This window comes from Roseivivax sp. CAU 1753 (genome assembly GCF_054482575.1).
On record NZ_JBTLRF010000001.1, the window covers coordinates 273,373 to 291,444 of the forward strand.

The window sequence follows — 18,072 nt, forward strand, 5'->3', positions numbered from 1 at the left end:
AGGAGAAATGCCATGAAAGCCTTTCCAATGTTCATCCGGACCACCGACCGCCGCGTGGTGATCGTCGGCGGTGGTGAACAGGCGGCGCAGAAGGCCCGTCTGTTGCTCAAGTCCGACGCAGCGCTTGTGCTGGTGGCGCGGGACCTTGAGGAGGAGCTTCAGGGGCTGGTCGAAACCGGTCGGGTCACGCAAGTGACCGATTTGTCCGCCGAGATCTTCGAAGACGCCGCCATGGCCTTTGTCGGCACCGGTTGCCCGGGGCTGGATGCTGCCGCGCATGCGCTGGCCAAGGCCGCGCGCTGCCCGGTGAACGTCGTCGATCAACCGGATCTGTGCGACATCACCACACCCGCGATCGTGGACCGCGACCCGATAGTCGTGGCCATCGGCAGCGAAGGCACGGCGCCTGTCCTGACCCGTGAGATCAAGACCCAGGTGGAGCGATTGCTGCCCCAGTCCCTTGGCGGGCTTGCGGCCCTGGCGGGCAGGCTGCGCCCCAGCGTCGCGCGCAGTATCCCGCAGCCGCAGCGCCGCGCCTTCTGGGCCTGGGTTTTCAAGGGCGCGCCACGCGCCACTTGGGTGCGCGGCGCAGAGCGCGAGGCCGCGCGGGCCATCAAGACGGCCATCGCCGCAGGCCGCGTGCCTGACGCGGGCGGCCATTCCGGGCATATCGCGCTTGTCGGCGCAGGCCCCGGTGCGCGGGATCTTCTGACGCTGCGTGCGGTCGAGCGGTTGCAGGAAGCGGATGTGATTTTCTATGACCGGCTCGTGGACGAAGAGGTGCTCGAACTGGCGCGACGCGATGCCGAACGGGTCTTCGTGGGCAAACACGTCGGTGCAAATCGCTGGCCGCAGGACCGGATCAACCGCATGATCGTGGCAGAGGCGTGCAAGGGTCGGCGCGTCGTCCGGCTCAAATCCGGCGATCCGGGCATTTTCGGGCGCGCGACCGAAGAAATCGTGGCCGCCCGCGCGGCAGATATCCCGGTCGAGATCGTGCCCGGCATCACCGCCGCCTCCGCCGCCGGAGCAAGCCTGACGCGCAGCCTGACGGAACGTGGCGTGGCCAATACTCTGGTGCTGTCCACGGGCACCGGCTGCGCCGAAGACCCGCTGCCAGACTGCACCCGCCATTCCGGCCCCGGCACGACAACGGTTTTCTACATGTCCGTGCGTCAGGCGGCGCGCCTCGCGATGCAACTCATGAAACAGGGCCTGCCACCGCAAAGCCCCGTCGATATCTGCGTCGATGTGTCGAAACCCGGGCAACGGCATGTCTCCGCCTCGGTTGCGACGATGGCGGACGAGATTGACAGCATGGCGATAACCGGCTGTGCGGTCCTGCTGGTCACATGGCCGTCGCAAGCCGGGATCGCACGTCCGATCGCGGCGCACATGACGCAAGACATGCCAACCGGGCACAAGTTGCCCCGGCACGCCCGCGCCGTCGCCGGGTAACGCGGCTGCGCGTTCCGTGCTCGGGTGACGGGTCGTGCGACCCACCGCCCATGATCAACCATCGCCCCGCGACATTGGGGGCGATGTGGGGTGGTCTTTTTGCGACCGATCGTGTGTCCTTGAAGGGGTCAAGCGTCGCGGCGTGCGCCGGGGCAAGCCTGCCGAGGGGCACCCGGTAGCCGGGTGATCCTTCCGGCGACCGCGGTCCGGGGCGTGGTCGCTTCGGGCGTGTTGCCGGCGGATCGTGCCGCGGCAGAGGAGGTGGTGGAATGCTGCGGGATGGTGATTGCGGAACGCGGCGCCCAGGCGTCATGGTCGTGCCCCGCAGAGGCCCGCCGAATGTCATGGAATGGGTCCACCCGCGGCACCAGCCGCCCCCGGATCGCCAGATCGAAAAACCCGGCCAGTGCTCGCCGGTACCAGTCCGGATGCGCCCAGGGATAGGTCTTCTTCCCCGGGCCGCTGGCCAAACGGCGTCCACCGGGGGGATCGATGCATAGAAACGAACGCCTGCACAGCCGCCTGGCCTCTGCCGTCTCGGGCGAGGTCATGACCGATGCCGCCTCGCGCGCGCGCTACGCGACAGATGCGTCGATCTACCAGATGATCCCCGAGGCCGTGGTGATCCCGCGTTCGGTGACGGATATCGAAGCCGCGATGGCCGTCGCCCGCGAACAGGGCGTGCCGGTGTTGCCGCGTGGGGGCGGCACGTCGCAATGCGGCCAGACCGTGAACAACGCCATCGTGCTGGACAATTCGCGCCACCTTGACCGGATCCTCGAAATCGACGTCGACTCCCTGCGGGCGCGGGTCGAGCCGGGGCTGGTGCTCGACACATTGAACCGCGCGTTGAAGCCGCACGGCCTGTGGTTTCCCGTCGATCCTTCCACCGCGTCGCGCTGCACGCTGGGGGGCATGGCGGCGAACAATTCGTCGGGCGGGAAGTCCCTGCGCTACGGCATCATGCGCGACAATGTGCGGGCGATCTCGGCGATCCTGCCGGACGGGACGAAGGCGCGGTTCGACGGCACGGACCCGACGCCCGGGGCCTATCGCGATCTGGTGGCGGACATGCGGGCATTGGGCCGCCGCGAGGCGTCCGAGATTGCGGCCCGCTTTCCCAAGCTGCTGCGGCGCGTTGGCGGCTACAACATCGACGCGCTGACCGGCCCCGAGGTGAACATGGCGCATCTGCTGGTCGGCTCCGAGGGCACGCTGGCCTATTTCACCGAGCTGGAGCTGGCGCTGGCCCCCTTGCCCGGTGAAAAAGTCACCGGCGTCTGCCACTTCCCGACCTTCCGTGCCGCGATGGAAGCCGCGCAGCACCTGGTCGACCTGAAGCCGCTGGCGGTCGAACTGGTCGATGACACGATGATCGGTCTCGGGCGCGACATTCCGCTGTTCCGAAAGACCATCGACGCCTTCGTCGAAGGCGACCCGGCGGCGTTGTTGCTGGTCGAATTTGCCGATGGCGACACCGCTGCAAACGCGGCAAGACTTGCGCAGCTGTCGGAGCTGATGGGCGATCTGGGCTTTGCCTTCAGCGGCACCGGGGACCGGTGGGGCGGGGTCGTTCCCGTTGTCGACAACGCCCTGCAAGGGGCAATCGCCGAGTATCGCAAGGCCGGTCTGAACATCATGATGTCGATGAAGGCAGCGGGCAAACCCATCTCGTTCGTCGAGGATTGCGCCGTCGCTCTGCCGGATCTGGCCGACTATACCCAGGGCCTGACCGAGATCTTCGCGCGCCACGGCACCAAGGGAACCTGGTACGCCCATGCGTCGGTCGGGTGCCTGCATGTGCGCCCTGTACTGAACCTGCGGCAGGACAGCGACGTCAGGACTATGCGGGCGATCGCCGAAGCGGCGTTCGACCTCGTCAAGCGGTACAAGGGCTCTCATTCGGGCGAGCATGGCGATGGCATCGTGCGGTCGGAATTTCACGAACGGATGTTTGGCCCGCGCATTGTCGCGGCATTCCAAGAGGTAAAGACCCGCTTCGATCCGACGGGCCTGATGAACCCCGGCAAGATCGTGAACGCGCCCGCGATGGATGACCGGCGTCTGTTTCGTTACCGCCCGGACTATGCCGTTCCCGACTTCGAGACCGCGCTGGACTGGTCGGCCTGGCCGGGGGCCGGGGGCGGTTTCCAGGGCGCGGTCGAGATGTGCAACAACAACGGGGCCTGCCGAAAGCTGAAAGGCGGGGTCATGTGCCCGTCCTTCCGCGCGACCCGCGACGAACGCGATGCAACGCGCGGGCGGGCCAATACGCTGCGCTTTGCCATCAGCGGGCAGCTGCCCGGCGGGCTGGCCTCGGACGCGATGGCGGATACGATGAAATATTGCGTGTCGTGCAAGGCCTGCGGCCGCGAGTGCCCAACGGGCGTCGACATGGCGCGGATGAAGATCGAGGTGCTGGCCGCGCGGCGCAAGGTTCGCGGTCTGACCCTTGCCGACAGGCTTGTGGGATTCCTGCCGCGCTACGCACCCTATGTGGTCAGGGTCGCGTGGCTGATGAACCTGCGCAACCGGATCGCGCCACTGCGCAAATGGAGTGAAGGGCTGACCGGCATCTCGCATCGGCGGGACCTCCCGGTCTGGTCGTCCGCGCCGTTCCGGGACCACGAGGCGCAGGACGAGGACCCCGACGTCTTGTTGTTTGCGGATGTCTTCAACCGCTATTTCGAACCTGAAAACCTGCGCGCCGCCCTGCGCGTTCTGCGCGCAGCGGGGCTGCGGGTGGCGGTGGCTCGGGATGGCTCTGGCCGGGCGCTCGACTGCGGGCGCACCTTCCTGGCGATCGGATGCCTGGACGAGGCCCGCGGTGAGGCAGGCCGGGTGATCGACGCGACGCGGGGTGCGATCGCAAGAGGCGTGCCCGTCGTCGGGTTGGAGCCATCCTCCATCCTGACCTTCCGCGACGAGCTCCCGGCTCTGTGTCCCGGTCCAGAGGCCGAGGCGCTGGCCGCGGCGTCCCATACCTTCGAGGAATTCCTTGTCCGGCACGATCTGCCGCTGAAGCCCGTGAAACGCCCGGTCTTCGTGCATGGCCATTGCCACCAGAAGGCGCAGGATGCCGTGTCCCCGATGATCGAGCTGCTCGGGCGTCTTCCCGATGCAAGGGTGACCCTGATCGAGAGCGGATGTTGCGGCATGGCCGGTGCCTTCGGCTATGGGCCGGAAACCATCGACATCTCGCTGAAGATGGGCGCGCTCGACCTGTTCCCGGCGCTTGACGTCGCGCCGGATGACGCCATCGTCGTTGCAGATGGCACATCCTGCCGCCACCAGATCGCGGGCAGCACGCCGCGTCGGGCCATCCATGTCGCCCGGTTGCTGGATCAGGCCCTGGATGACCGCAGGCGCGCTTGATCCATACGCGTCATAGCCCGCGCCCGGGACCGGCAGACCGACGGTGTCAGCCCGCCGCATCCATCGGGAAGGGTGGTGTCAGCCCGCAATCGGAGGCAAGGGCGTTCAGGTCCTTGCGAAGCGCGGGGTTGAGCGTCAGCCCATCCCGACGCCGCGCCTCGGCGAGGGCGGTCTTGCCGTCGCCCGGCAGGCGCACCGGGACGTGGCCGGGCAGGGGGCGCGAGGCGCGCATTTCGTCAAACACGCGGGCCGCCTGATATGCGAAGTCGTCGCCGATGCCGAATGCCTTGGGATCGAGCGCCACGACAAACTGGCCGGTATTGGTGGGCGAGGTGGTGTCTTTGGTGAAATCGACCACGTCCGACCCGAATGCCGCGCCATTCAGCACCCCGGCCATCAGGCCGATGGCCACCGACAGGCCGTAGCCCTTGGCCCCGCCGATCGGCAGCAGGAAGCCTTCGGACTTCTGCGCCGGATCGGTCAGCGGTTGGCCGTCGCGCCCGACCATCCAGCCTTCGGGCATCGGTTCGCCCTGTTGCAGCAGTGTCTTGATCTTGCCCATCGCGGCGACGGTGGTGGCCATGTCGAACACGAAGGGGTCCGGACCTTTGGCAGGGGCCGAAAAGGCGATCGGATTGGTGCCGATCAGCAGGTCCGTGCCACCATAGGGCGGCACATGATTGGCGCTTCCCACGGCGGCGGCCATGCCCAGCAGTCCCGCCTCGGCCTGCGGGCGAACGTACAGCGCCAGAGGTCCCGCGTGATTGCCACGCCGCACGCCGACCCAACCGATCCCGGCAGTGCGGGCTTTTTCGATGGCCAGATCGCGGGCGGCGGCCATCGACAGATGCCCAAGCCCGTCATCGCCGTCGATCACCGCCGTGGCGACGGTCTGCTGCGCAACCGAGACGGTCGGCGTCGGGTTGCACCCGCCACCCTCGAGCCGCGCGAGGTATTGCCGAAGGCGGAACACGCCGTGCGTGCCGTAGCCGTAGATATCCGCCTCGACCATGAGCCCCGCGACCGTGGCGGCGTCGGTCTGAGGCACGCCGCGCGCCATCAGCGCGCGGGAGACGAAGTCGCTCAGGGCCTCGACGGCGATGGTGGGGGTGTCAGCCATCGTGCGATCCCACGGTTTCCTTCTGCCAGAACACGACCCGGCGTTGCGTCCATTGCACGATGAGGTACAGGACCAGCCCGACGACGCTGAGATAGAGGATCAGCGAGAATACCCGCGGTGTGTTGAGCTGCGACGCCGCGACGCGGATCAATTCGCCAAAGCCCTTGCCGCCGCCAAGGAATTCGCCGGTGATCGCCCCCGCCATCACGCCCACCGCGCCGATCTTGAGACCGGTGAAGATCTGCGGCAGGCCGGTGGGCAGCTTCATCTTGATCAGCGTCTGCATCCGGCTGGCGCCCATGGTCTTGAACAGCATCCGCGCGTTTTCATCGGCGGCATGCAGGCCCGCCGCGGTGCCCACGACGATGGGGAACGTCGCGATGAACGCGGCCAGCGCGACCTTGGATTCGATGCCGAAGCCCAGCCAGGCCACAAAAAGCGGCGCGAAGGCGACCTTGGGCATGGTGTCGATGGCGACGAGATAGGGCATCACGGCCTTTTCCCCGAAGGCGGTTTCGCCCACCAGCACGCCAAGCGAAAAGCCGATGGCAATGGCCAGGGCGAAGCCATAGATCACTTCCTGAATGGTGATCCAGAGCGCACCGAGCATGTAGCCGCCTGTCACAAGGTTCCGGCCGACAAAGATCATGTCTTGCAGCGTTTCCAGCGGTGTCGGCAGGATGATCGGCGACACGAGGCCAAAGCTCGTCACCATTTGCCACGTTCCGATGAAGACCACGAAGACGAAGATCATCGCGATCCAGCGCGGCACCGAATCGATGAACGCGATTTCCTGTTCCCAGACGGTGTCCTGCACCGTCTCTGTGTCTGTTGGCAGGTTTGTCTGATACTCGGTCACATGTCTTCTCCCTTGTCCAGCATGCCCCGAATGTGGTCGACGATTTCGCCGAACCTGGGTGTCGTCATCATGTCGAGCGTCCGAGGCCGGGGAAGATCGACTTTCACGACTTCGGCAATCCGCCCGGGGCGCGGTTTCATCACCACGATCTCGTCCGAGAGGATCACGGCTTCCTGGATGGAGTGGGTGACAAGGAAGGCTGTCGCGTCCTGTTCGATGCAGATCCGCTGCAGTTCCATGTTCATCATGTCGCGCGAAAGTTCGTCCAGCGCGCTGAACGGCTCGTCCAGCAGCAGGACCGCCGGTTCGGTGATCAGCATCCGGCAGATCGAGGCGCGCTGCGCCATGCCGCCCGACAACTCGTTGGGATAGACGTTTTCAAAGCCCTGCAGACCGACGATGTCGAGCAGTTCCTGGGCCTTGTCCATCGCCTTCTTGGCGGCAGCCTTGCCGTCGCGGATCTCGATCGGCAGCACGATGTTTTCCACCGCGGTCTTCCACGGGAAAAGCGTGGCCTGCTGGAACATCATGCCGATGTCCCGACGCGGGCCTGTGACCGGCTGACGCTGCAGGATCACCCGCCCCTTGGTGGGCGGGATCAGCCCGGCCATGATCTTGAGCAAAGTCGACTTGCCACAGCCGCTGGACCCGATGACCGAGGTAAAGCTGCCCTTGCGCAGGGTAAGGCTGACATCTTCCAGCGCGACCACACTGTTGCGCGCGTAGGTCTTGCTGACCTGCGTCAACTCGTAGACCGGCGCGCCAAGGGGCGCGCCGGAATAGTCGGTTGCGACGGCAGTGTTCATCCGCCCGCGGCCTCGCTTCCGATCGCGGCGAACTCGTTGGTCCACACCGCGCTCAGATCTTCCAGCGGCCCGGGGATCTCGCCGCCCGTCACCAGCGCCTCCTGCCATTCTTCCCAGACCTCGGCCGGATACCAGCCGAGATGCGGGGCCTCGTCCGTCGGGACGGTCTTGGACCGGACCGCATCGAAGAGCGCGGACTGGAATTCCTTGTCCTCGCCTTCCTGGGGGTTGCCGTCCGCCAGATGCCGAAGCACCGCTTCGCGGTTGGCATCGTCCAGCGCGAAGGCATGCCCCCGGGCGAAGGCGCGGCTCCACGCTTCGACCAGGGCGCGGTCGTTCGCGATGGTGTCGGCCATCGTGGCGATCCCGTTGCCGAAGAAACGACCGAATTCCGCGGGCGTGATGTCCCGCACCGGCATGCCACGCTGGTTCAGGATCGCGGTGTCCGCGGTCGAGGCGGAATAGGCGGAGATTTCGCCATTCAGGAACGCCGCCGTTGCCGGGCCGCCGTCACCGACCGTGAGGAATTCGTAATCCTCGCCTTCGGTCATGCCCGCGCCCGACATGACGTTGCGGGCAAAGCCGACCTCGGCGCCATCGGCGGTGCCGGTGCCGATCACCTTGCCGCGCAGCCCCTCGATATCCTGGATTTCGCTGTCCTGCTGCACCGCGATGCCGAAGTTGCTGCGCGCGGCCACGTTGTAGATGTGGACCGCGTCCACACCACGCGACTGCGCCGCGATCAGCGGGCCGGGGCCGGGACGGCCAAAGTGGGCCTGCCCGGCCGACAGGGCCTGTAGCACCGCGCCCGAGCCGTTGATGGCCTCGACCCTGACGTTCAGGCCCTCTTCCTCGAAATAGCCTTCGCCGATGGCGACGAAGACCGGAAACGAGTTGATGGCAGACGGGCTTGGCTGCACGAAGGTGATGTCGCGCAAATCCTGCGCCAGCGCCGATGTGCCCAACAGGCTTGTGGCCGGAACGGCGGCAAGCAATGACGCGGTAAAGGCTCTTCTGTTGATCATGGTTGGTTTCCTCCCGATTGTGTTGACGCCTGTCGCCGCCTCCTCTGCGGCGGCGGGCTTTATACGGCCCGAACAGTGTTGCTGAGCGTGCCGATCCCTGAAATCCTGCATTCGACCGTGTCGCCGTCCTTGAGGAAGCGCGGCGGGTCCATCGCGTAGCCGACGCCGGACGGTGTGCCGGTAGCGATGATGTCGCCCGGTTCCAGCGTCATGCCCTCCGACAGCGACGCGATCAGCGTCGGGATGTCGAAGATCATCGCGTCTGTATTGCCGTCCTGGCGCTGTTCGCCGTTGACGGTGAGGCCGATGGACAGGCTGTGCGGGTCGTCGATTTCATCGGCGGTCACGATGACCGGACCGAGCGGGCAGGAGCCGTCGAGGCCCTTGCCCTTGAAATACTGACCGCCATGGCGGCGCTGGATATCGCGCGCGGTGATGTCGTTGAGGATCGTGTATCCGAAGACATGATCCATCGCGTCCGCCTTGGAGATGTTGCGGCCCGGCGTGCCGATGACCACGGCCAATTCAACCTCGTAGTCGATGGATGTCGACACCTGCGGAAAGATCAGGATGTCGCCGTCCGGCGCCACGATCGCGGTCGGCGGCTTGGTGAAGTAGACGGGGTATTCGGACACGCCGACCTTCTGGTTCTGCGCCCGGTCGCCTTCGGCGATATGCTCGGCGTAGTTGCGCCCGACGCAAAAGACGTTCTTCAGCGGTTGCGGGATTGGTGCCATCGACGTGACACCCTGGCGGATCACCTTGTCCTGATGCTGGCCATCCTCGGCCTCGGCGACAAGCTTGCGGGCCGTATCGAGCGCGGAGTGTCCGCCCGCGATCAGAGCCTGCATCGAGCCTGCGGCCTGCGACAAGTTCAGCATGCTGCCGTCTGACAGATGCGCGACGCAGATGGGGTCGCCATCCACGGAAATGGTTGCCAATCGCACTCGGCGCTCCTCCCTCGTGTTCGTGTCGCGCGCGGATCGCACATCTTGATGCGCGACTCGCTGACACGTCTCCCCTTTCCATCCATCTTTCGCCGTCTTACCGTTTCGATCAATCAACCAATCATCAAATTGGGCGAAACATGACCTCGAATTCCGACCTCGCGCAAAAGCTTCGGGATCTGATCGACTCGGCGGGATACCGGCACAACGACCGGATCCCGCCGGAACGCGCGCTGTGCGACCGGTTGGGAACCACGCGCAACCAGCTGCGCAAGGCGTTGTCCGAGCTTGAGGCGCAGGGCCGCATCTGGCGTCACGTGGGACGCGGTACATTTGTCGGTGCGCGACCGGTGCTCAACCTGCAGGACATCTTTTATCTGCGCGACCAGATCAATCCCGCGCAGGTGGTTGCCGTGCGCCTGACCATCGAACCGGAACTCAGCCGTCTGGCTGCTATTCACGCCAGAAAATCCGATTGCGAACAGATGAGGCTGTGTGCCGACCGATGTCGGAACGCGAGCGACTGGCGCACCTACGAGGCATGGGACAACAACCTGCATCACGCCATCGCGCGGGCCACGCGGAACCAGCTTTTCATGTATTTCTTCGACACCTTGAATTCGGTTCGGCGGTCCATTCTCTGGGGTCAACCGCGCGAGACGCTGGGGCCGGCGAAGACCTACAGCAGCTTTCAGGAGCACGACGATATCGTCACCGCCATCATCGGCGGCCATGGGGAACGTGCGGCCGTTGCGATGCGGCGTCACCTTCGGTCGGTCTATTCCCGCGTCCTGCCCGAAAGCGTCGCCGAGGGCGACTGACATGGCCGGATGACCGAACCAATCCGGAAAATGGTTGGCCTTCAGGCCGATGCGACCACTTGCCAAGGCCGCACCGTTTCCACGAATAAGCTAAGACGGGTGCCGTCGTGTCAGTCGGTGCGTGTAACATCTCGCAATTGGTCAAGGACCGAATCCTTGGCAACCCAGCGTTCAGGAGGAGAGTAATGTCCGATCATGTCATCCCCGCGCCTCAGGTGCATGTCATTCCCACCGGGGACGGTGGCAGCTTTCCCGTGCGGCGGGTTTATTGCATCGGTCGCAACTTCGCGGCGCACGCGGTCGAAATGGGCCACGACCCCGACCGCGAGCCGCCGTTCTTCTTTCAGAAAAACCCCAACAACCTGGACCCGTCGGGCACGTTTCCCTATCCGCCACACTCGTCGGATGTGCACCACGAGGTCGAGTTGCTTGTCGGCCTGAAATCCGGCGGCACGAACATCCCGCTCGACAAGGCGCTCGACTACGTCTGGGGCTACGGCGTATCGCTGGACATGACCCGCCGCGATCTGCAGGGCCAGGCAAAAAAGATGGGCCGTCCGTGGGAGATCGGAAAGGCCTTCGAACGCTCCGGTCCGGTCGGTCCGCTGCGCCCGGTGTCCGAAGTCGGTCATCCCGATCACGGACGCATCGCGCTGTTGGTCAACGGCGATCTGCGCCAGGAGGGTGACCTGAACCAGATGATCTGGAAGGTGCCGGAAATGATCTCCTATCTCTCGGAGTATTTCGAGCTTGCGGCAGGCGACGTCATCATGGCTGGCACACCCTCGGGCGTGAACGCGATCGAAAAGGGCGACGTCATGGAAGCCACGATCGACGGCGTCGGAACGCTGACCGTCAAGGTCGTCTGATCCTCGCAAGGCACGGTCGCCCGGGGCAAGGTCGCCTGCCTTGCCCCGGGCCCGACATTTCTGCGCTCGCCTTCCGAGAGAGCGCAGGACCTGTTCCGACTGGCGCGGCGGCTGCGCGCAGTGGCCTTTCACCTGAGCCGTGCAAGGACCCGATGGGCGGTTTCCCTTGCGCCGTCTACGTCCGGAAGCGGCCTTTGATGGGGGCAAACAGCCGCGCGCGCTGCATCTTGTCTGCATTTTTTCATGCGATACGGCAGTCATGTCCCTGTTTCGCAATTCTCTGGCCGCGCGCATCTTTCTTGCCATCGCGGGAACCGCCGTTCTGATCATCGCGATCATGGGGCTGCTGGTTGCGGTGTCCATGCGCGACGGGTTCGCGAGATATCTGCTGCGCGCGGAGTTGACGCGCTTTGACGATCTTGAACAGGCTTTGGTGGCGACACACAACGCGGCGGCGCCGGGTTGGCCGGAACTGACGGCCAGTTCGAAAACCTGGAACGACTTCGTCCGCCTGCACTTCGAACCGCGAGCCGGCACGCCCGCACGGACCGGGCCGCCGCCCGGTGCATCATCGCCCGGGCCACGCGTTCGACCCCCGCCACCCGGCGCTCCACCGCCGGGAAGGCCGCCACCTGGCGGATCTTTTGCCGGTGACACCCTGATGATCGGCGAACGCTTGGTGCTGCTGGACCCGAACGGGGTGCGGCTTGCCGGAGCGCGGGACCCGTCGGGGCTGCGCGAGCGGCGGGAAATCTGCGCCGATCCCGATTGCGCCGGGGACGACCTGCTGGGCTATCTCGGTCTGAATGCGCCGCTTGCGTCGGTCAGCGGCGGCGATGCGTTCTTCCTGCGCCGCCAATATGATGCGCTCGCGGTGTCGGCGCTGATTGCCGTACTGGTCTCCGCCGTGGCCGCGTTTCTGGTCGCGCGGCATATCCTCATTCCGATCCGGCAGCTTGAACTGGGGGCGAACAAACTGGCGTCGGGCGATTACGCCGCGCGCATTCCGCAGAAAAGCCGGGATGAGCTGGGGCAGCTGGTCGGTCACTACAACGCGCTGGCCGCCACCCTGGAGCGCACAGCCAAGGCCGAGCGCGAGTGGATTTCCAACACCAGCCACGAATTGCAGACCCCGCTGGCGACACTGCGCGCGCAGATCGAGGCACTGCAGGACGGGGTCCGCGCGCCGGATGCGGCAACTCTGGCCGGGATGCATGCGGCGGTGATGCGCCTGTCGCGGCTGGTGCAGGACATCAAGACCCTGTCGCATTCGCGCGAGGGCGCGTTGGCCACGGCGTTTTACCCCGACGATCTTGTGGAGATCACGCGCGAAACCGTGGCGGCTGCCCGACCTCTGCTGGAGGCAAAGGGGCTGCGGCTTGACCTCGACCTGCCGGGCGCGATGCCACTGGCCTGTGACCGGCTACGGATCGGGCAGGTGATCGACAATCTGCTTCAGAACGCCCTGCGGTACACCAGCGCGCCGGGGCGGGTGCGCCTGTCCATGCGCGCCTCGGACAAGGCCGTGCGGCTGATCGTCGAAGACACGCCGCCGGCACCGTCGAAGGATGATCTGGCGCGCCTGTTCGACCGCTTCTTTCGCGCCGAGGCGTCGCGGTCGCGGGCCTTTGGCGGCTCCGGTCTGGGGCTGGCCGTGTCCAAGGCCATCGTCGAGGCCCATGGCGGAACGATCAGCGCCGCCCTGTCCGATCTGGGCGGGTTGCGTATCATCGTCAGTTTGCCGAAAGAAACGACATGACCCCGCCCCACATCCTGATCGTCGAGGACGAGACCCTGCTGGCCGAGGTCGTCCGCGACTACCTGCTGGACGCGGGAATGGCGGTTGATCTGCTTGCGGAGGGCACCGACGCGGTGGAGGTCGCGCTGACCGGGCGGCATGATCTGATCGTGCTCGACCTGATGCTGCCCGGCCTGGACGGTCTGACGATCTGCCGCGAATTGCGCCGGACATCGGATGTGCCGATCGTCATGACCACCGCCAAGGTCGAAGAGATCGACCGCCTGCTGGGTCTTGGCCTCGGGGCCGACGATTACCTGTGCAAACCCTATTCGCCCCGCGAACTTGTCGCGCGGGTGCAGGCAATCCTGCGCCGTTCAGTCGGTCGCCGGAACGACGCGCCGCAAGCCGAGCGACTGCGGATCGATGCCGAGCGGTGGCACGCCACGCTGGACGGCAGACCGCTGGACCTGACGCGACGTGAATTCATGCTGGTGCATAGCCTGGCGGGGCGACCGGGCCGGGTGTTTTCGCGCGATGAACTGCTGGCCAGCGCCTTTCCGGACGACACCGACCTGTTCGACCGCACCATAGACAGCCACATCCGCAACATCCGCCGCAAGATCGCAAGCGTCAGCGACCGTGACCCGATCCGGTCGGTCTATGGCGTGGGCTATGCCTACGAAGGCTGACCGGACTGGCCCGTGCTTTGCCGCCGCAAGCGCGCTTTTTTTCCGGTCTGCACATTCGCTGCATAGTCGCTGCAAACCCACTCCCCAAAGATGAGGCACACCGGCTTCTGCACCGGGCGACGAAACGCCCGAACAGGAGATCACGATGTTTGCAAAGCCCCAGAAAAGCCGGACCAGCGCGAGGCGCATCCAGAGCCACGACATTCCGGTCTATTACCCCACAGTTCCCAAGGCGCGCACGACGGCGAAAGTGGCCGCGCTCTTGATGTTTGCAGCCGTGCTTGTCACCAGCGTCACCGGGTCGGTCGCGCATGCCGATGCGGTCGCCTCACCCCCCGACGCGTCGCTGATCCTTGCGCAAGAGGCTGCACCGGGGGGGCGCAATGCCCGCCGAGGCCCGCCGCCACGCGCAGCGCTTGCCGCATGCGAGGCCGCGGCGGTCAACGCCGCCTGCGGCTTTGCCACACCCGATGGTCGGCAGATCGAGGGCACCTGCCGCGCCCCCGATGCCAAAAGCCCGCTGGCCTGCGCGCCTGCCGGAATTCCGCGGAACGGTTGAATGAAAGGGCGCGCCGCAGTCGTCAGCGGCGCGCCTGTTTTCCCATCACAGGAAGGATGATCCATGCCGATTGCCATGCGATCCACACTGTCACTGAGCCTGCTGCTCGGCCTGGGCTTGAGCGCAGGCGCAACGCGCGCCGCAGAGGCGCTGACGCCTGTCGACCAGCACCACCTGAGTGACCTTGTCGCCAAGGGCCAGGCCAGGGCGGCGTTCGACCACGCCTTCGATATGGGCGATGAACTCAGCGAATTCGACTTTACCGCCGATCAGGGCGTCGGAGCCAATATCGGCGAGGGTCGCCGCTTTACCCGTTTCCCGCGCGCCGACCTAAATGGTCCCGGTGAGTGGGCCACGCATTTTCCCAGGCGCGAGGGCGGGGCGAATGCCACGCGATGCATCAGTTGCCACAGCGCGCCCTTTGCCAACGGGGCAGGCGGCGTGGCGATGAATGTCGTACTGGACCCGGACCACACCGGCGATCCGGCCCTGTATCTGGAACGCAATACAACGCCGCTTTTTGCGCTGGGGATCCCGCAGCGTCTGGCAGAGGAAATGAGCCTCGAGTTGTACCTGCAGCGCGCAGAGGCCAGGGCCGAGGCCTGCAAAACCGGTGCCGCGACAGTGGCGCTGGTGGCCAAGGGCGTGACCTTCGGCACGCTGGGCGTGACACGCGACACCTCCGATCCCTGCACGGTGACGATCGATACAGATCGGGTGGAGGGCATCGATAGCGACCTCGTCGTCAGACCCTTCGGCTGGAAGGGCAACGAGGCCACGCTGCGCAGCTTCACGCGCGGTGCCGCGCATAACGAGATGGGGCTGCAGGCCACCGAACTCGTCGGCGACCTCGATGGCGATTATGACGGGATCACGCACGAATTGAGCGTCGGCGACGTCACCGCCCTGACAATCTACATGGCCGCGCTGGAACGCCCGGTCAGCAGGATCGAGCTTGCCGATCTTGACCTCGTGCCCCTGTCGGCCACCGACCGCCGCGCCATCGAGGCCGGAAAGCAGCGCTTTGCCGCGACCGGATGCGCAAGCTGTCACACCCCGCGCATGACGCTGAACGATCCCGTCTTTAGAGAGCCAAGCCGCACGCCGGGATACAGCGATGTCCGCTTTCCCGACGCCTCGGATCCGTCGGAGCACGGGTTGCGCCCCGACATGGCGGTGTCGTTCGACATGCGCATCGATCCGCCGAACAACCTGCTGACGCTGGATGGCGGCATGGCCTATCACCTCGGGGCGCTGGATGTGGACGCGGCCGGGCAGGGCGTCGCCAACTGGTTCACCGACTTCAAGCGGCATCACATGGGTGCGGAGCTGTCGGATCCGTCCGACCCGCTGGGCATCGGCGCGGACATGTTTCTGACCCGCTCGCTGGCCGGGGTCGGATCGACCGGGCCGTGGCTGCATGACGGGCGTGCGACGACACTCGACGAGGCCATTCTGGCCCATGGCGGAGAGGCGGCGCAAAGCCGCGATGCCTACCGGGCACTTGGCGCAGATGCGCAGGCGGACATCGTCGCGTTTCTGGAAAATCTGGTGATATATCAGGTCGACGCCGATCACTGACGCTCTGGCCCCTGGCCCGCATCCGCCGCAAATCGCAGCGTTGCACCCCGATCACGAGGCTGCCGCCCTGTCAGGCAGTGCCCGGTGCCGCCGTGCACGTTACCGCACCACTTGCGCGGCAGATCGAAAAAGACCTGCCGACCACCACACGGCCAATGCGTGACCTTCCACCGCGACCTCTGTCCGGACCTCTGTGCCAAGAGGCGCAAGTCCGACAGGGGACGCGGGGGCGCGGGGACGCGCAGCGATGATCGCGCAAGGACTGGGCGGCACGTCCGGGGCGGCGTCATCGCCGCGAACCCCGAGCTGCGCCTGCCGCGTCTGACTATGCGCGGGACCCCGGGGCAAACAGGGTTTCGAAATGGCCCAAGGCGACCTTCGAGCGGGCGGCAAGCGTTGCCTCATCGGGTTGCGGCATGCGCCCCACCACGCGGCGGATCTGCAGGTCACCGATGAGCAGGCCGATATAGGTTTCGCAGGTGGCGAAAGTATCTTCGAACGCAAACTGACCTGCGGCGCGGCCCTGCTCCAGGATCGCGGCGATCAGCGGTAGAACGGTGCTGCGCCCTTCCTCTGCGATTGTCCGGCCAAGATCGCCTGTCGGGTCGGCGGCGGCTGCGCGGTTCAGCGCGACGGCCCGGTCGCTGGTGACAAGCGCCAGCAGGACGGGACCGATCCGGCGCAAGGTCTCGGTCGCATCGTTCCTGTCCGCGATCTGCTCGGCGAGAAGCGCCTTCACCTCGGCGGCATTGCGACCGACCAGCGCGCGAAAAAGCCCGGTCTTGTCGCCGTACCAATTGTAGAGCGTCTCATTCGACGCGCGTGCCTTTCGCGCAATGGCCAGCATCGAAGCGCCAGCATAGCCCTTTTCTTCAAGCACGGCGTATGCGGCTTTTTCGATCTGCTCCTGCCGCAGCGCTTTACCTTCGTCCCGCATGAGATCCTCTTGGATTGCCGATTGACAGAAACCGTAACGGTCATTACGGATAATAGCAACCGTACACGCAATTACGCCAATGGAGGAAGACATGACACACCAAGACCAAAGCACCCGGGCCGCGCTGGCCTGTCTCATGATCCTGCAGGGGATCATGCTCGGATCGCTTTATGCCGGGGTCGCACCGCATCCCCCGGCCACGACGCCGCTGTTTGGAATAGGGCCGTTTCTCGGGGCATCGCTTTCGGCGGCTGCGGCGGCCCTGATCCTGGGACCGGTCGCATCCGGCGCAGGCCGGGTGCTGGCCGGGTTCGCGGCGCTGGCGGCACTCGTATCCTTCGGACCTCAGAAGTACCTCGATCAGCAGTTTGCCCTGATCTGGCCTGCCGTTCTGGCCGGGCAGGTGGCAGCGGCGGCCGTATTCCTCGGCGTGTTGTCGCCGAGCGCCAGGGCACGGCGCGCAGGCGCCCGGGGGCCGGAAGCCAATGTCGGTTGAGTTTCTTGTTGTCTCGCTGATCCTTGCGATCATCCCCGGGACGGGTGTCCTTTTTGCGCTGGCTTGCGCGATGACCCATGGTCCCCGCGGCGCGTTCTGGGCCGCGGTGGCTGGTTCGGCGGGCGTGATCCCGCATCTGCTGGCCGCAAGCCTTGGCCTATCCGCGCTGCTCATCGCCTATCCGGTGGTTTTTGACGCGGTGCGCATCCTTGGCGGCTGCTATCTGCTTTGGCTGGCTGTTCAGGCATGGCGCCATCGGCACGACGCCCTGAATGTCGGACCGGTCGATGTCGCGGGAGGCGCGATTGTCGTGAAGGGCGCGTTGATCAACCTGCTCAATCCCAAGTTGACGCTGTTCTTCGTTTCGTTCCTGCCGCAGTTCCTGCCCGCCAGCGATCCGACACCGGCGTTGACCATGGGTCTGATGGGCTTGGTGCTGGTGGCCCAGACGTTCGCTGTCTTCCTCGCCTACGGGCTGGCGGCGGCATATCTTGGCAGCGCGGTCCGCACGCGCCCCCGGTTCATGTCCGCCATGCAGGAGAGCGTCGCCGTCCTGTTCGCAGGCCTGGGCTTGCGGGTGATACTCGGCGTCCGCTGACCGGTCGGTTTCGGCACAGCTCGACAATGCGAGACACGTGCGCGCGCTTTTTTTCGAAGGGAACACATACGACGGCGAGTGCCTGCCTGTTCGGACGCGGTCATCATCCCGCGCGAGGGCACGTCGCTTGCCGTCACCCTCTCGCTGCATGAGGGGGTTGGGATCGCGCGGCTGGCGGCGTCGGACATCTG

16 protein-coding genes are annotated in these 18,072 nt (G+C 65.8%); 10 read left to right on the top strand and 6 right to left on the bottom strand.

From position 1 onward, the window contains the following. The first annotated feature begins 12 nt into the window (after positions 1-12). Entirely contained in the window at positions 13-1,458 is a 1,446-nt protein-coding gene (cysG, locus tag ACXYMN_RS01255) for a siroheme synthase CysG (protein ID WP_459011564.1), read from the top strand. A gap of 492 nt (positions 1,459-1,950) precedes the next feature. Then, entirely contained in the window at positions 1,951-4,833 is a 2,883-nt protein-coding gene (locus ACXYMN_RS01260; RefSeq protein ID WP_459011565.1) for an FAD-binding and (Fe-S)-binding domain-containing protein, read from the top strand. A gap of 46 nt (positions 4,834-4,879) precedes the next feature. On the opposite strand, the gene ACXYMN_RS01265 is transcribed toward ACXYMN_RS01260, so the two are convergent. From ACXYMN_RS01265 to ACXYMN_RS01285, 5 genes are read right to left on the bottom strand one after another with little or no spacing between them, the layout of a single operon-like run. Then, entirely contained in the window at positions 4,880-5,953 is a 1,074-nt protein-coding gene (locus ACXYMN_RS01265; RefSeq protein WP_459011566.1) for an Ldh family oxidoreductase, read from the bottom strand. Further along, a complete protein-coding gene (locus ACXYMN_RS01270) occupies positions 5,946-6,812 on the bottom strand; it encodes an ABC transporter permease (RefSeq protein WP_459011567.1) in 867 nt (288 codons plus the stop codon). Before ACXYMN_RS01270 ends, ACXYMN_RS01265 begins: the two co-directional genes overlap by 8 nt. Then, positions 6,809-7,618: an ABC transporter ATP-binding protein gene (locus ACXYMN_RS01275; protein WP_459011568.1), complete on the bottom strand. Its 810-nt coding sequence runs from the start codon at positions 7,616-7,618 to the stop codon at positions 6,809-6,811. Before ACXYMN_RS01275 ends, ACXYMN_RS01270 begins: the two co-directional genes overlap by 4 nt. Continuing rightward, positions 7,615-8,643 (bottom strand): ABC transporter substrate-binding protein, encoded by a 1,029-nt coding sequence (locus ACXYMN_RS01280; RefSeq protein ID WP_459011569.1) that lies wholly within the window; start codon positions 8,641-8,643, stop codon positions 7,615-7,617. Before ACXYMN_RS01280 ends, ACXYMN_RS01275 begins: the two co-directional genes overlap by 4 nt. Before the next feature lie 59 nt (positions 8,644-8,702). Then, positions 8,703-9,590, bottom strand: coding sequence for a fumarylacetoacetate hydrolase family protein (locus ACXYMN_RS01285; RefSeq protein WP_459011570.1), 888 nt, complete (start codon positions 9,588-9,590; stop codon positions 8,703-8,705). Positions 9,591-9,730: 140 nt separating this feature from the next. Between ACXYMN_RS01285 and ACXYMN_RS01290 the strand changes: the two genes are divergently transcribed. From ACXYMN_RS01290 to ACXYMN_RS01315, 6 genes are all read left to right on the top strand, one after another. Next, positions 9,731-10,411: a FadR/GntR family transcriptional regulator gene (locus ACXYMN_RS01290; RefSeq protein WP_459011571.1), complete on the top strand. Its 681-nt coding sequence runs from the start codon at positions 9,731-9,733 to the stop codon at positions 10,409-10,411. Between the two features lie 185 nt (positions 10,412-10,596). Then, positions 10,597-11,280 carry a fumarylacetoacetate hydrolase family protein gene (locus ACXYMN_RS01295; protein ID WP_459011572.1) on the top strand — a complete coding sequence of 228 codons (684 nt, stop codon included), beginning with the start codon at positions 10,597-10,599 and terminating at the stop codon, positions 11,278-11,280. Positions 11,281-11,539: 259 nt separating this feature from the next. After that, entirely contained in the window at positions 11,540-13,039 is a 1,500-nt protein-coding gene (locus ACXYMN_RS01300) for an ATP-binding protein (RefSeq protein WP_459011574.1), read from the top strand. Beyond that, on the top strand, positions 13,036-13,710 hold the full coding sequence (locus tag ACXYMN_RS01305) for a response regulator (RefSeq protein WP_459011575.1): 675 nt from the start codon (positions 13,036-13,038) through the stop codon (positions 13,708-13,710). The genes ACXYMN_RS01300 and ACXYMN_RS01305 overlap by 4 nt, the downstream gene beginning before the upstream one ends. 145 nt (positions 13,711-13,855) lie before the next feature. Next, positions 13,856-14,269 carry a hypothetical protein gene (locus tag ACXYMN_RS01310; RefSeq protein ID WP_459011576.1) on the top strand — a complete coding sequence of 138 codons (414 nt, stop codon included), beginning with the start codon at positions 13,856-13,858 and terminating at the stop codon, positions 14,267-14,269. A gap of 63 nt (positions 14,270-14,332) precedes the next feature. Then, positions 14,333-15,850: a di-heme oxidoredictase family protein gene (locus ACXYMN_RS01315; protein WP_459011577.1), complete on the top strand. Its 1,518-nt coding sequence runs from the start codon at positions 14,333-14,335 to the stop codon at positions 15,848-15,850. 325 nt (positions 15,851-16,175) lie between these two features. Here the strand turns inward: ACXYMN_RS01315 and ACXYMN_RS01320 are convergent, their stop codons facing one another. Next, positions 16,176-16,925, bottom strand: a complete 750-nt coding sequence (locus ACXYMN_RS01320) for a TetR/AcrR family transcriptional regulator (protein WP_459011578.1) — start codon at positions 16,923-16,925, stop codon at positions 16,176-16,178. Between ACXYMN_RS01320 and ACXYMN_RS01325 the strand changes: the two genes are divergently transcribed. Continuing rightward, positions 16,879-17,283 (top strand): hypothetical protein, encoded by a 405-nt coding sequence (locus tag ACXYMN_RS01325; RefSeq protein ID WP_459011579.1) that lies wholly within the window; start codon positions 16,879-16,881, stop codon positions 17,281-17,283. The genes ACXYMN_RS01320 and ACXYMN_RS01325 overlap by 47 nt on opposite strands. Then, complete coding sequence (locus ACXYMN_RS01330) at positions 17,273-17,881, top strand: LysE family translocator (protein ID WP_459011580.1); 609 nt, start codon at positions 17,273-17,275, stop codon at positions 17,879-17,881. Before ACXYMN_RS01325 ends, ACXYMN_RS01330 begins: the two co-directional genes overlap by 11 nt. Positions 17,882-18,072: the final 191 nt, after the last annotated feature.

Excerpts from the sequence above, each read along its gene's own strand:
- ACXYMN_RS01275 (WP_459011568.1), bottom strand. The coding sequence starts at position 7,618 with ATGAACACTGCCGTCGCAACCGACTATTCCGGCGCGCCCCTTGGCGCG.
- ACXYMN_RS01320 (WP_459011578.1), bottom strand. The coding sequence starts at position 16,925 with ATGAGACAGGCCAGCGCGGCCCGGGTGCTTTGGTCTTGGTGTGTCATG.
- ACXYMN_RS01325 (WP_459011579.1), top strand. The coding sequence starts at position 16,879 with ATGACACACCAAGACCAAAGCACCCGGGCCGCGCTGGCCTGTCTCATG.
- ACXYMN_RS01305 (WP_459011575.1), top strand. The coding sequence starts at position 13,036 with ATGACCCCGCCCCACATCCTGATCGTCGAGGACGAGACCCTGCTGGCC.
- ACXYMN_RS01280 (WP_459011569.1), bottom strand. The coding sequence starts at position 8,643 with ATGATCAACAGAAGAGCCTTTACCGCGTCATTGCTTGCCGCCGTTCCG.
- cysG (WP_459011564.1), top strand. The coding sequence starts at position 13 with ATGAAAGCCTTTCCAATGTTCATCCGGACCACCGACCGCCGCGTGGTG.
- ACXYMN_RS01295 (WP_459011572.1), top strand. The coding sequence starts at position 10,597 with ATGTCCGATCATGTCATCCCCGCGCCTCAGGTGCATGTCATTCCCACC.
- ACXYMN_RS01300 (WP_459011574.1), top strand. The coding sequence starts at position 11,540 with ATGTCCCTGTTTCGCAATTCTCTGGCCGCGCGCATCTTTCTTGCCATC.
- ACXYMN_RS01260 (WP_459011565.1), top strand. The coding sequence starts at position 1,951 with ATGCATAGAAACGAACGCCTGCACAGCCGCCTGGCCTCTGCCGTCTCG.
- ACXYMN_RS01315 (WP_459011577.1), top strand. The coding sequence starts at position 14,333 with ATGCCGATTGCCATGCGATCCACACTGTCACTGAGCCTGCTGCTCGGC.
- ACXYMN_RS01330 (WP_459011580.1), top strand. The coding sequence starts at position 17,273 with ATGTCGGTTGAGTTTCTTGTTGTCTCGCTGATCCTTGCGATCATCCCC.
- ACXYMN_RS01265 (WP_459011566.1), bottom strand. The coding sequence starts at position 5,953 with ATGGCTGACACCCCCACCATCGCCGTCGAGGCCCTGAGCGACTTCGTC.
- ACXYMN_RS01310 (WP_459011576.1), top strand. The coding sequence starts at position 13,856 with ATGTTTGCAAAGCCCCAGAAAAGCCGGACCAGCGCGAGGCGCATCCAG.
- ACXYMN_RS01290 (WP_459011571.1), top strand. The coding sequence starts at position 9,731 with ATGACCTCGAATTCCGACCTCGCGCAAAAGCTTCGGGATCTGATCGAC.